Below are 13196 nucleotides of genomic sequence, written 5' to 3' on the forward strand. Positions count from 1 at the left end.
CGGGCCCACCATGTTAGGCTTTACCTGGTCAACAGGGTCGAGACAAAACCGAACCTGGAATTTCTCCACTTAAGACTCTGCTCGATGTTGCGGTTGAGACGGCTCAGGGCTTCGAGATATTCTCCCGACCGGTCCAGATAAAAGGCCAGGGGCTTTGAAAAATGTCTGCCCACCAGCCCGTCGAGAAAGATCTGGCTGATTTCCCGCTTGCGCAGGAGAATTTTCTGCGATCCCACAAAAATCCGCCGCTCATCCGGCGACATGTTCAGCATGAGCCGTTTGAGCATGCTGCGCGCCCGCGGCTTGTACATCCAGAAATGCAGGAAATCCAGGGCATGGACACACAGCAGGGTTTCAAGCTCCTTGCCCTGGGTTGAAATGAGGCACAAAAATTCCTTGGGTGTTTTGAGAACCTCCAGGAGATCCACTTCCGGGCACTGGAGTTCCAGACAGGAAAAGGTCTCGTAAAGCTGATTGAGCTTTTCCTTGTAGTCGAGAAAGCGCATGCGCATGTTGTTGCCGCGATCGGCCAACCCTTCAATGACGCCGGCCACACAATCCGAGGCCGCCTTGGAAATGACCGCGGCCCAGCGCTGCAGGATCATGTTCACTCCCTGGACATCCCCCATGGTCAGGATGCCGCCGATAATCGCATTAAAGGCCACGGCCAGGGGAATGGACAGAATGGATCTGAAAAAATTGCCAAACGCAGCACTCTTGGGCAACCCCCGAAACAGGTTGTGACTCGTGATGTACAATCCGTTGGCCAAGGCCATGATGGTGTAGAGCATGATCGGATTGGTCGTGGTATTGATCCCCAAGGTCTTGTCGAGCAGCAGGTACTTGACCAGATAATCCAGCAGGGGAACGGAAAATCCCGTGAAAAACAATGAATCCGTGATCCGGTCCCAGCTTACGTAACTGTTCCAGCGCAACAGGGGGGAGCGCTTGAATCCCCCGCCGCCCAGAACCGACTGGAGAATGTTGCGCAATCCGGTGATGCCAAACCAGATGAAGGCCCCGCAGTAAGCCAGAAGCCACCAATCCTTGGTCAGGGCAAAGGTCAAAAACGCCGGAATGAACCCGATGAGCACCTTGAGCACGTTCTTGAGCCCGCTGTTCAGATACTTGAACGGGATGCGCCGATCAGGCTTGTGAGCTGGTTTTTCAAGTACAAGCCCGTTGTCACATTCCTTCTGAATGCCTCCCAGGGTGGTGATATTCCCCTGAAGACCGGGATGCAGGGCATAGTCCCTGATCACCCAGTCCTTGATGGTTGTGTAGCCCAGCCAGCCTCCTCCGGGGAGCAAACGCATCATCCTGTAGAAGGCATTGGCAAAATGCATGAAGCTGGTCTTGGGGATATAGGTGATGCGTTTGTACACGGTTGCGGTGACCGGAATCCGTTCCCGGTCACGGCCATCCTTGCCCCGTGCCAGCGCCGGCACCGTATCCTCGATAACCAGCCCCATGCCGTGGAGATGGCGGGAACGCCCCGTGGAATCGCTGCCTATTCTCGATTTAAGGGCCAGATCGCGATAATAGGACTGGAGGGTTTCAATATCAAAAAGGATCTCCACCAGCTTCACCTTTCTTGCATCCTGGGGATCACCCGGCCGACCAACCCTGTTGTCATCAAATTTTTCAATAATGGAATGAACAATGCGTTTGAGCTCCACCACATTTCCATGATTGAGGGCCAGCTGCAATTCATTGATGGTGCAAAGATCGGGCGAGGTCTTTCCTTCGGTAACATCCTTGAGGTTGCATATTTCAAGGTGGGTAATCATGCCCTTGCAATCATAGAGGAGCTCAAGAACATCCTCGACAAACAGGTTGGTCAGCTTCAACGTTGCCTTGTAGCCTGAATGCAGGTGGGCAAGCATGGTCAGCAGTTCTTGGGCGGAAAGCCGCAACAGCGGAGGCAGGTCATCATCTTCCCGATACACAAGGGGATCACGCACTTCGGGATTATTGCGGGGCGCAAGCCAGCGGGCAATGATCGATTCCGAATCAATGCAGTTCATCTCGGTGACAAGGGCGGATATCCTTTCCCGCTCGTCCTGATCGGCCTCCTTGTAAACTTCGCGAAGCTCTTCCACACGCTGGTGCATGAGGGGCATGAGCAGCGTGTAGATGTACTTGGCCAGATGATACAGGGAAACCTGACCAACGCCCACGAACTCGAGAAACCCCTTGATATCCAGAGTGGGACAATCGATCCCGTAAAGCTGTGAAATGGTCTGGCGGTGCCTGGCATTGAACACGTCCAGGGTTTCAAAGGTATAGCGCTGCTGATACTCGAAAACGCGCTGCTGTTCCTTGAAAAATTCCCTGACCGGCATTTTGGAAAAAAAATTGATGAAGTCCTGCTGATCGGTAAATCCGCGCGGTGCCCAGACAATCTGAATGTACTTGCCCCTGAACAGGGCCGGCAGTTCAATGCCTATGCGCACCTTGATGTCCATGATGGAGGCCGCTTCAAGCAGCTCGGTGACCACATCGGGCTTAACATAATTGTAGTAGACCACCGTGAGATTCCTGATCCCCTTGATCCAGGCATCCATGATCAGGTGGGTAGGCGACTTGCGTCCCTTGGTATTGAAATCATGAACATGGTGATCAAAGGCCAGCTGGTTCCACTCTTCGGGCATTTCCAGAAGATGATATTTGGCCAGTTCGTTCTTGATGATCCTGGGCTTGCCCGATGCCGCGGCCCGAAAATCCCTGGCCAGCATGAGCCGTCGCTCATCATCACCCTCTGCCCGGACAAGTTCCTTCATGATCTGCAAAAGGACCCTGGCCGTATTCTTGCGCAGTGTACTGTGAGCCCGCGACAGGGCCTCGGCATGCAAGGTACGCAAGGCATCAAGCCGCTGTCCGGCCTGCCCTTTTTGGAGCGATCCAAGAAGATGGATGGCTGCATAGGCAATACGCAGCCCGCTGGAAGCCGCCATTTCCTTGATGCCGTGAGGATGGAGATGTGCGCCCAGCAGGGTCCGCACTTCCTGCAAGGAAGGATCGCGCTCAAGCACATCCCGCACAATGGCCAGCAGTTCATAATCCCTGTTGTCGAAAAAAAAGCGAGAACGTTTCACCAAATCACCACCCCAAGGCTGTCATACATGTTCGATATCTCATGGCAGAAAAAAATGTGAACGATCTGATAAGCGCCAGGTCATCCGGTTGGACCGATACAACACATGCCGTCATCCCGGGTTCTTCCCTGCTTTCAGATTTCAGCTCCCCGGGGCAAGAAGAACAACCTTGTCCTGACCGTCCACCTCCCGAACCCGAACATCCACCTGTTCGTCCAGTCCGGTCTGAATCTTCTTGCCTACAAAATCGGCCTGAATGGGCAATTCCCGGTTTCCCCGGTCAACAAGCACAAGCAGCCGGACGCTTCGCGGCCGACCGAAATCCAGGATGGCCTCCAGGGCGGCCCGAATGGTTCTGCCGGTAAACAGAACATCGTCCACAAGAAGGATATTTCGATCCTTGATGCTCACGGGAAGATGGGTACTGTTGATGGAGGGCACACCGCTTCTCGAGGTCCAGTCATCCCTGTAAAGGTTGATATCCAGTTTGCCCATGGTAAAGGGCGTGCCGGTTTTGGCCACCATGATGCCGCGCAGCCGATCGGCCAGCTCCACACCCCGCCGCTGAATGCCCACAAGAACCAGATCATTGCCATCTCCCATGCGCTCGAGCACTTCACAGGCAAGCCGTTCGATGGTTCTTTGCATTTCCTGTTCCGTAACTATCTGTTTTTCAATTGCCATTTTTCCTCCGATTCCCTGATACGGCCAAGATATTGTGAAATCAAGCACATAATGGTGACAAAACCCGTTTCCTGGGTCACGTGGTCCTCTCCACCACAGCAGAACGACCCGATGCCTTGCTGCTTACACCGACCTATCAAGGCAACAAACATGACATTTTGTCAAGAAAACGAACAATCTCGCCACCTGGAGAGCTGCGTGCGGGGTTGACGCGGGATGTTCCCGGTGCCAAGAAACCAACCACCTTATACTGCGCCCTCTTTTATTATGCCTACACGTAAAGGAGTGGTGTTCACGTTGCCTTTGACCAAGGAGTATCTCATGACCCATACAGCCCCCCCCCGGCTCAACAGCGCCATGGCCGCCTTCATGAATCAGGAAGCAGATGTGCCTTTTGCTACCAATATCAGTTTGGCCCTGACCGTTGCGGAAAAACTCCAAACACTCGGTTATACTTTCAAGCTCAAGGATCTTTGTCCCAAAGACATTGAACACGACAACTGGGCTGCCATTTTCACCGATGAACAGGGGACCCTCGTCCGCCAAGAACATGAAAATGCCGCTACGGCGATTTGCCGCGCGGCATTTGCGATTTTGTCAACTCCCAGACAATGACCCGGTCAGCTCAACCCGGCTCACCATCTCCTGCAACTTCGGGTTGCAGGAGATTATACGCTTATCATACTGGCATCACCCAGCAGACCAGCCACCCTTGCAGGATCAAGATGGCCATGGATGCCCATCCCTGCACCTGAGCGTATCATGTCCAAAGTAGTGTTCATGTCGGCGCTGTCCCACTTGACTTGCGAAGCGTCCATATCCGCAAAGGTGTCTCCGGACGAACGCAGCTCAATGTGATCACTGGTCGGCTGCGCAGGGGTCTGCCTGGTTTCCGGATGTTGACGAGAGCTCAAAGTATGTGTTTCAGCACATGTGGAAGTGTGTATTCCCATAGTTTGCATCATGATGCCTCCCTTTTGGAGGAATGTATTTCAAGCCCTGTTCCAATATCATTTTAATGATACATATCAATATATTGGTTAAAGTCACTCATCTCCAACCGGCAGGATTTTCCGTCTTTTGACACTGTTTCGGGCATAATCCGCCAAGAGATCGACATGCACATCATCCTCGGTTCCCACAATCCGGTCAAACTGCAGGCAGTCAAGGAAGTCATGAAGACCATTCCCGGTTTGGCCTCGGCCGAAATCCAGGCCGTCAAGGCAGATTCCGGAGTTCCCGATCAGCCACGCGGGTTTGAAGAAACCATCCTCGGGGCCCGCAATCGCGCCCGGGAAGCCTTTTGTCACGGCGACTGGGGCATTGGTCTTGAATCCGGGATCATTCCCGTGCCCCTGACCCGAACTGGCTTCATGAATCTGACGGCTTGCGTCATCTTTGATGGAACCACGGCCTATACCGGTCTTGGCCCTGCCTTTGAACTGCCCGAAAAGGTTGTCGAGCACGTAACCGTGCGCGGCCTTGAACTCGACCAGGCCGTGAACGCATCAGGCATGTCCGACCATCCGCGCATCGGGTATGATCAGGGGATCATCGGCATCATGACCCAGGGTCGGGTTACCCGCATGGAATATACCAAACCGGCCGTGCTCATGGCCCTGGCAGGCATGGACATCTGAACCCGCTTCCCTTTTCTCCCCCGAAGCAACAACGCCAGAACGCATTGAACCGCCAGGGCCTTTATCTGGGGCCTGGCGGTTCATCGATTTTTCATGAGGGCAGGGCTTGCCCGGAGCTTCGCCCAGAAAATCAATACGGCCCGCTTTCCGTGCTCACTGGAAGGTCCTTTTCCTCGGTCATGATCCACAGGGCCATCAGATGGCGCATATTGAGATCAGCCTGCTGAATGGCCCTTTTGTCGGCACCCTGGCTTGCCATGTGCTCAATGGCCAGCACGTAATCCCGGACCAGGGGAAACTCGGCGCACACTTCGCCGAGAAAATCCTCATACAGCTGGGGATCGCTCTCATAAAGGTGCTCCATACGTTTTAAAACATCGGAGAACGCATACAAAGACAATTGATCAAGAGGTTTCATGGAGACGTCAACACTCCTTTCTCACTGATTGGAAGAGCTTGTGCCCAAACAGCCCGCCTGCCTGACCGCAATGTTCAGGCAGGCGGGCTGTTTGCTGCCAGACAACGGCAACGTCGCCCCGCAGGGGTTCAAACCGGCCTGCTATGGCTAGGCAGGCATGGCCACGGCCCGGCCATCCTTGACATAATGGGTGAGGGTGAACTTTTTCTTCAACAGATCAGCCAAGGATTCAAGGGAATGTTCGCCCGTACTTTGGACCCTGATGGAAACCCTGCGATAGCCCTTTTTCACATTTTTATAGGAAGTCAGAACACTTGTGAGTCGAATCTTTTCTCCGCGCAGGTAGCTCAACAGATCAATAGCCGCGCCAGGCGTATCCTCGATCTCAAAGATCAGCTGAATGCCGGCCATGATGGAACCACCCGACGTGGCGCACAGATATCTGAACACATCCACCTCGGTGATGATCCCCACGAGAGCGTTACCCTTGCCCACAACGGGCAACGCCCCGATCTTATTCTGTAACAGGATGGCTGCAACGGTTTCCACGGTCTCATCGGGTGCCGTGACCAGAGGGTCCACCGTCATGATGTCCTTGACCTTCAAGGTCAGCAGATTGTTTTCCTGATTGGGAACCACATCGCCGGGCAGATACTTGGATGGCATGGCATCTCGGATATCACGGTCCGAAACAATCCCCACGAGTGCACCTTCGTCGTCAATGACAGGAAACTGTCGTACATTGGACCTGCGCATGATGTCACTGGCGTCAAGGACCGTTGTCTCGCCACTGAGATTGATGCAGCCTTCGGTCATCCAATTCTTCACAAGCATATGAGATTCCTCCTCAAAAATTTGGTAAGCGTCACGAGTTTGACCAACGATTGCCGGGACGTACAGCAAAAGCAATGTCCTGCTATGCCCGAAAAATCAACCCCCAATTTGCTCCATTTGCCAGAGCTCCTTGGGAATGGGTGTGCCAAGAACGCGTGCTCCGCCCTGCTCCACCACCACATCATCCTCAATGCGTATCCCCGTGAATCCGTTCAGCCGTTCGATGGCATCATAGCGGATAAAAGAGGCACACCGGTTCTGACTGCGCCATGAGGCGATCAGTTCGGGAATGACATAGATGCCTGGTTCCACAGTGGCCACAAATCCCGGCTGAACCTTGCGGGCAAGACGGAGGGAACGCAATCCGAACTGGGTACTTCGCGCAATCGTTGCATCATACCCCACAAGATCCTCGCCCAGGCTTTCCATGTCATGGCAATCAAGCCCCAGCATGTGACCGATGCCATGTACGAAAAAAAGGGCATGAGCCCCTTCGCGCACGGCATCGTCCGTGTTCCCCTGCATCACCCCCATGTCCTTGAGTCCCTGGACAATGGCCCGGGCCGCCTCCATGTGGGCATGCACGAACATGCCCCCCGGACCAAGGGCATCAATGGCCCGTTTCTGGGCTTCCAGCACAATGGCATACAGGTCTTTTTGCAGCGGGGAAAACTCACCGCCAACAGGAAAGGTTCGGGTGATGTCCGAAGCATACCCGTTGGGGGACTCGGCACCCGAATCAATGAGCAGCAGATCACCGGCAGCAAGGGTGCGATTGGCATTGTGATTGTGCAGGACATTCCCCCGGGTGGTCACAATGCTTGCAAAGGAGGTTCTGCTGCCCCGGGCAAGGACCTCCCCTTCAAGAGCCGCCTTGACCTCCTGCTCCGTCCGTCCGGGACAGGCATAGGCAAAGACCCGGGCATACATGGCCGAAGAAATGTCAAGGGCTGCTTCGATCTCGGCAATCTCCAGGTCGGACTTGACGCTGCGCTGGGCAATGACTGCCCGGGTCAGATCGCAGGAAGCCCGCTCATCCAGAGATTCCAAGGGCAGATCCAACAAGTGCCCCAGCACAATCCTGGTATCCGGCCGGTAGGGTGGCAAAAAGTGAACCACGGCATGGTGCTGCATCAACGCGTTCAGGTGTCCCGGCAATACGGCAATATCCAGCCCCTCGTCCGCACCCGCCGCAAGGGCGAGGTCCTGGATGCTCGGTTGCGGCCCCGTCCAGATGAACGCCTCGGGATCGGGATTGGGCCCAAAAAGCAGATGCTTGCCGGACCCGGCATCCATGATCCCCACCAAACCCGGCACATTGTGCCCAAAATAGTAGAGAAAGGAGCTGTCCTGCCTGAACGGAACAACATGGTCGGGCGCATTCACCGCCACGGCCTCATGGCCCACAAACAAGAGGATGCCGGAGCCCATGGCCCGGCACAGGGTGTCACGTCGTTGTCGATAGATATGTGGCTCAAACATGTGTATACTCGGTTAAAAGTGGCAACAGGGGTGCAGCCGTGATCCGGTCAATCCCTGGTACGCTCCTGAAAGGTGAGCAGGGATGCCGACTGGACCATGCTTTCTCCGAAACGTTTGGCAATGGCGTCCATGGCTTCGTCGAGCTTGTCGAGCTTGGCCTTGCGGGGATCCTGCAAAAACGGCAATCCCGGCGTGTTCTCTGCAAACTGGGATACCCCCACACCGATCAGGCGTACCTGTTTGCCCAGAGAACAACTTTCAAGCAGCAAGCTGGCTGTTTCAAAAATGATCCCGCTGGATCGGGTCGGAGCGGCAAGTGTTTTACTCCGGGTCATGGCGGTAAAATCCGCAAACTTGATCTTCAGGGTGATGGTGCGTCCCCTGACCCCCATACGGCGTAATTGACTCGCCACATCGCGGCTCTGGGTCAAAAGCCAGGAACGCAACAGGTGCGGATCCGAGGTGTCCTCGGCCAGGGTGTTTTCGGCACTGCAGGATTTTCTGGCCGTTTGGGTCACCACCCTGCCGGGATCCTTTCCCTGGGCCCTGGCATACAACACCGCCCCCTGCTTGCCCAATCGATCTTCCCAGAATTGTTTCGAAAAATCAAGAACTTGAGAGGCATAGACTATACCCAGTCGCTGGAGCAGTGGCAAGGTCTTGCGACCAACACCGGGAATTTTCGACACGGGCAGCTGGGCAAGAAAAGGGGCAACCTGTTCCGTCTCGATAATGGTGATTCCCCGGGGTTTGTGCCAGTCCGAGGCGATCTTGGCCAGAAATTTCACCGGGGCCACCCCGATGGAACAGGTCAGATTGCATGTTTCCCAAACGCGCTGCTGCATGAGCCGGGCAAGCCTTGCTGGAGGACCAAACAGCCTGCTGGTGCCCGTAATATCCAGATAGCACTCGTCAATGGAGGCTTTTTCGATGATGGGTGAAAACTCGTGCAGGAGCTTGAAGATGGTCCGGGAAATCTCTTTGTATCTGTGCATCCTCCCCGGGAGAAAGATCCCGTGGGGACAGAGCCTGCGAGCCTTATACAAGGGCATGGCCGAACGCACGCCAAAGGCCCGCGCCTCATAGGAACAGGTGGAGGCAACAGCGCGGGATCCCGTGCCGATGATCACGGGCTTGCCCCGTAATTCCGGATTATCCGCCTGCTCCACCGAGGCAAAAAAGGCGTCCATATCAAGATGCAGGATCATGGCAACCTCATCAGGCTGTTCATCACGATTTCCGGATCTCAATATTGACCGGTTTTCAAAAGAACCATGGTGCAGGCCTCTTCACAGTGAATCCCCTCCTGCTGGAGCCTTGTCTTGAGGGGTTCGCATTCGGCACCCGGATTGAAAATGACCCGCCGGGGACGAAGGGCCACAAGGGCATCCTGCATGGATTCGCTGCGTTGGGGACTCACATACAGGGTCACCGTGTGGATGGGCTGATCAACCTCCTCGATGCGCCGTTTACAGGGAATACCATCAATGTCGTCCAGGGTCGGATGGACTCCAAGAACCTCATGCCCATACTCCTTGAGCATATGCAGGGCCATGTTGGAATAGCGTTCCGTTTTGGGACTTGCCCCAACTACCAGAGTTGTCTTGTTTGCCATTGGTTCACCAGCCTGTTTGCAGGGATGGTTGATCCCGGGTGCCTGTTCTTTGTAGGCAACCAGCCGAAATCATAACGTGATCCGCCCCCTATGACACCAAATGACGGTTGGCCGGGGGAAAATTGCCATATTGGCTACACCTACGGAATTGTCCTCACCAAGGCAAGTTCCAACGTCAACCCGTTGGACCGATCCCCGAGGCCTTAGGCCCTTCTCCAAAAGACTCCTTGCTGCATGAAAGGCTCGTCAAAACAATGGTATGGTCTTGTTCTCCTCACCACATTGGCGTATGCCTGCTGCCAAATGCATGCGTGCATTCCGGGCAAACATGCTTTTCTCGTCAATGCGGCACATCCTGCTGGGAGGAATGATGGAAGAATATCTGCTCAAACGCTTGGACTCGTATTTCAATTCAGGTTTTGGTAAAACCACGGGCATCGACCATGCCCTGGCCATCACCAAGATTTATGCAGGATCGGCATCAGCAGATCCTGATAAAATCCCGCAACTTTTCACGGAGCTGGTCAAGCTGTTCGAACCCAGAGAAGAAACAGCATAAGCTATATCCCAAAGTGGGGCTGGGCTGAATCCTTGCGCTCCTTGAAATCAGGACTGAACCGAAATCCCGGCAAAGGTAAGGTTGTTCACGACCTTGTACCAGGGATCATTGCGAGCGTGTTACGCGATACTCTCTCTGATACGCATTGCCTGCAGGAAACAACAACATGCTGCTGGATTATCAGAAAATAATTCCGTCTGTAACTGAAAAGAATCTTGCAGCCTCCACTGATGACTTGGAAAATATTCTTGAAATTCGGATTAAACTAAAGAAAAATCAAAATAAGCATGTGGAAAATTTTCCAACAACTTGTGGAAAAAAAATCGTCGGCATCCCGAAAACCCCACCACATAGGGGTTTACAGGGATATGTCATTTTTGCGCCAACTATGCGGAGTATAAAAAAAGCACTTAAAATACGTGTGGTTAACTTGTATAAAAAAAAAGAAGCAAGTTCAGGAAGTACAGAAAAATTCCGTTTGCCTCGCATATGCTTTGTCGATAATTACCCCAGCCATGATGAACAATTCATGGCCCGTCATACAAACAAATCTCAAGAACCGCCTCAACCCTGGCATATACCAGGTCTGGATCAAGCCTCTTGAGGGCGAGTGCGATTCCCGAACCCTTCGGCTGACCGCCCCGAATTCTTTTGTGGCGTCTTGGGTCAAGGACAGACTCCTTGATGCCATTGTCAAGGCTGCCGAAGAGGTTCTCGGATTTACGCCTTCCATTTCGGTCCATGGAGCAACCACCAAAAAACAATCCTCCAGCCCGGCGCCCCACACCTTGTCGGGTTCCTCAACTCAACCCCTTCAGGAAACGCACCTTGGCCTCCCCATTCTACCCAGAAAGCCGGTGCGTACAGATTTTTCCTGGAAATTTTCCTTCAACGACTTTGTAGTCGGCCAAAGCAATGAAATGGCCTTCATGGCTTCACACAATTTTGCCACCCAAACCTTTGCTTCGGACCAGTTGTTTCTCTGTTCCGGACCAGGCCTTGGCAAAACCCATCTCATTCAGGCCATTGGCAAGGCTGTTGCCAAGGCTTCCAACCGCGACCATATTCGGACCATTTACCTGACAGCCGAAGAATTTGCCAACCAGATGGTCCATGCCCTTAAATCCCGAACCATTGATCATTTCAAGGCACTTTACAGGGATCACACGGATATTCTTCTTTTGGAAGATATCAATTTCCTGCAGGGTAAAGAAAAAATGCAGGATGAGCTGCTTGCCACAATCAAGTCTCTGCAATCACACGGAAAAAAAATTGTTTTAACATCTTCGTGTCTTCCTAAGGATCTTGATCGCATCAATCCGGAACTTTCCTCGAGATTTTGTCAGGGCTTCATCAGCACTATCACTCCTCCCGACTTTGAAACAAGAGCTCGTATCATCCGCTACAAGTCGAAAAAGTACCATGTTGTCATTCCCGATGACGTGGAAGAACTGCTTGCCTATAAACTCAGCAAGGACGTGCGACAACTGGAAAGCTGCCTGCACAACCTCATTCTCAAGGCGCAACTTCTCAAGGAAAACATCTGCCAGGAAATGGCCTTGCAGATCCTGCAAAACTATGAATGTAGCATAACCGGGATGGATTTGCAGCAGATTGTTTCGTTTATTTGCAAAGCCTATGACATTTCAGCCCAGGAATTGGCATCAAGAAGCAGAAAGAAACGAAATGTCCTGGCCAGGAATACGGCTTTTTTTCTCGCCAGAAAGTATACGGATCTTTCCCTTGAAAAAATCGGCAAACAGTTCAACAGACGCCATTCCACCGTCCTCAAGGGCATCAACTTTGTCAAACGCGAGATCTCCAAAAAAACCCACATTGGTTTACAGCTCGAGCAAACCATCAACAAAGTCGCCTGCTGATCTTGTCTCGCCCTTCCTTTTCCCTCTACCTGCACATTTCCTGATCAACCAAAAACCCGCATCTTGATGTGGCTCATCACGTATGCGTGAGCCATACCAAGATGCGGGGATCAATCAGGACTTGCCGCTGTCAGCAGAGACCGAATCAGGGGCAATGTGTTATTATACAGGCCGGTTACATAAGATGCCGTTGCACCGACTGGCAACTGGGAGAATCAGGCTGCAAAAATGTGGCACCAACAATCAGGGTATCGCCTGCTTCGGCCACATTCCTGACCTGACACCGAAGAGAAACAGGTTTAGGTTCATCCGGCAAGGTGAACAGAATATCGAAATCCTTTTCTCCTTCCTCTTCCACAATGCGGTGAGCAACATCCTTGGGCATATTGATGCGTACGCCACCAAAAGAAATATTGGTGATGGTACCGCCTTCCACAACCTTGCCACTTCCATTGCCCGCCCGGATGATCACTGGCAGGGTATCCTTCTTGCGCGGGTAACCCCTGCGATCCGAAGGCTTGGCAGTGGGAAATTCCGCCATCTTCTGGTACAAAATGACTTCGATCATGGCCGAGAGCGAACGCTTTTCTTCCTTGGCCTTGCGCTTGAGAGCCTCGCGCAATTTCCCGTTGGTACGAAATGAAATCATGACATCTTTGCCCATACTTCCCCCGTGGTTGATCTTCTTGTCACCAAACAATCCGACACAAAAGCCGATATCTGCCTGACACTTTTGTTTTGCAATGTATGACATTTCTTAACATACGCTCATCAAAAAGGACAGCCTTCTTAAAAAATCTTTTTCATGTAGGCCTACCCTGTAGGTTCACTTGCACAAATCCTACCTTTGGTTGTCCCCTGAACCAGACAGCCATCCCGCCATATCTTCTTTGGGAAGCATCCCTCTTGCAGATGATAACGTTCCCTTACCTCCAGTCATACAAAATCAATGCCGAATCACACACATTGCAACCACCATGATTTTT

At 53.0% G+C, this 13196-nt stretch carries 14 protein-coding genes; 5 read left to right on the forward strand and 9 right to left on the reverse strand.

Translation table 11 applies throughout. The features are described from left to right. Positions 1–20: 20 nt before the first annotated feature. Positions 21–3098 carry a hypothetical protein gene (locus DPF_RS10270; RefSeq protein ID WP_231702170.1) on the reverse strand — a complete coding sequence of 1026 codons (3078 nt, stop codon included), beginning with the start codon at positions 3096–3098 and terminating at the stop codon, positions 21–23. Between the two features lie 141 nt (positions 3099–3239). Further along, positions 3240–3782 carry a bifunctional pyr operon transcriptional regulator/uracil phosphoribosyltransferase PyrR gene (pyrR, locus tag DPF_RS10275; RefSeq protein ID WP_069859576.1) on the reverse strand — a complete coding sequence of 181 codons (543 nt, stop codon included), beginning with the start codon at positions 3780–3782 and terminating at the stop codon, positions 3240–3242. 369 nt (positions 3783–4151) lie between these two features. Between pyrR and DPF_RS10280 the strand changes: the two genes are divergently transcribed. Continuing rightward, on the forward strand, positions 4152–4397 hold the full coding sequence (locus tag DPF_RS10280; protein WP_141721108.1) for a hypothetical protein: 246 nt from the start codon (positions 4152–4154) through the stop codon (positions 4395–4397). Between the two features lie 53 nt (positions 4398–4450). Here the strand turns inward: DPF_RS10280 and DPF_RS10285 are convergent, their stop codons facing one another. Then, positions 4451–4696 carry a hypothetical protein gene (locus DPF_RS10285; protein WP_141721109.1) on the reverse strand — a complete coding sequence of 82 codons (246 nt, stop codon included), beginning with the start codon at positions 4694–4696 and terminating at the stop codon, positions 4451–4453. A 204-nt stretch (positions 4697–4900) separates the two neighbouring features. On the opposite strand from DPF_RS10285, the gene yjjX reads away from it, so the two are divergent. Next, positions 4901–5422 (forward strand): inosine/xanthosine triphosphatase, encoded by a 522-nt coding sequence (gene yjjX, locus DPF_RS10290; RefSeq protein ID WP_069859579.1) that lies wholly within the window; start codon positions 4901–4903, stop codon positions 5420–5422. A gap of 130 nt (positions 5423–5552) precedes the next feature. Here yjjX and DPF_RS10295 read toward each other — a convergent pair whose 3' ends face one another. From DPF_RS10295 to DPF_RS10315, 5 genes are all read right to left on the reverse strand, one after another. Next, the gene (locus DPF_RS10295; protein WP_069859580.1) at positions 5553–5840 is read right to left on the reverse strand and encodes a hypothetical protein; all 288 of its coding nucleotides are present in this window, start codon (positions 5838–5840) and stop codon (positions 5553–5555) included. A 147-nt stretch (positions 5841–5987) separates the two neighbouring features. Continuing rightward, positions 5988–6674: a CBS and ACT domain-containing protein gene (locus tag DPF_RS10300; protein ID WP_069859581.1), complete on the reverse strand. Its 687-nt coding sequence runs from the start codon at positions 6672–6674 to the stop codon at positions 5988–5990. A 96-nt stretch (positions 6675–6770) separates the two neighbouring features. Further along, complete coding sequence (locus DPF_RS10305) at positions 6771–8156, reverse strand: aminopeptidase P family protein (RefSeq protein WP_069859582.1); 1386 nt, start codon at positions 8154–8156, stop codon at positions 6771–6773. A gap of 47 nt (positions 8157–8203) precedes the next feature. Continuing rightward, a complete protein-coding gene (locus DPF_RS10310) occupies positions 8204–9364 on the reverse strand; it encodes a DNA polymerase IV (RefSeq protein WP_218069983.1) in 1161 nt (386 codons plus the stop codon). Between the two features lie 38 nt (positions 9365–9402). Beyond that, the gene (locus DPF_RS10315; protein ID WP_069859583.1) at positions 9403–9771 is read right to left on the reverse strand and encodes a CoA-binding protein; all 369 of its coding nucleotides are present in this window, start codon (positions 9769–9771) and stop codon (positions 9403–9405) included. 328 nt (positions 9772–10099) lie between these two features. Between DPF_RS10315 and DPF_RS10320 the strand changes: the two genes are divergently transcribed. The 3 genes from DPF_RS10320 (at position 10100) to dnaA (ending at position 12210) form a co-directional block, all read left to right on the forward strand. After that, positions 10100–10330, forward strand: a complete 231-nt coding sequence (locus tag DPF_RS10320; RefSeq protein WP_141721110.1) for a hypothetical protein — start codon at positions 10100–10102, stop codon at positions 10328–10330. Positions 10331–10496: 166 nt separating this feature from the next. Continuing rightward, positions 10497–10934 carry a hypothetical protein gene (locus tag DPF_RS13920; RefSeq protein WP_141721111.1) on the forward strand — a complete coding sequence of 146 codons (438 nt, stop codon included), beginning with the start codon at positions 10497–10499 and terminating at the stop codon, positions 10932–10934. Further along, complete coding sequence (gene dnaA, locus DPF_RS10325; RefSeq protein ID WP_369689593.1) at positions 10846–12210, forward strand: chromosomal replication initiator protein DnaA; 1365 nt, start codon at positions 10846–10848, stop codon at positions 12208–12210. Before DPF_RS13920 ends, dnaA begins: the two co-directional genes overlap by 89 nt. Positions 12211–12385: 175 nt before the next feature. On the opposite strand, the gene DPF_RS10330 is transcribed toward dnaA, so the two are convergent. Next, on the reverse strand, positions 12386–12859 hold the full coding sequence (locus DPF_RS10330) for a PilZ domain-containing protein (RefSeq protein ID WP_176724234.1): 474 nt from the start codon (positions 12857–12859) through the stop codon (positions 12386–12388). Positions 12860–13196 lie beyond the last annotated feature (337 nt).

Origin of the sequence: Desulfoplanes formicivorans (assembly GCF_001748225.1) — a bacterium.
Taxonomy (GTDB): domain Bacteria; phylum Desulfobacterota; class Desulfovibrionia; order Desulfovibrionales; family Desulfomicrobiaceae; genus Desulfoplanes; species Desulfoplanes formicivorans.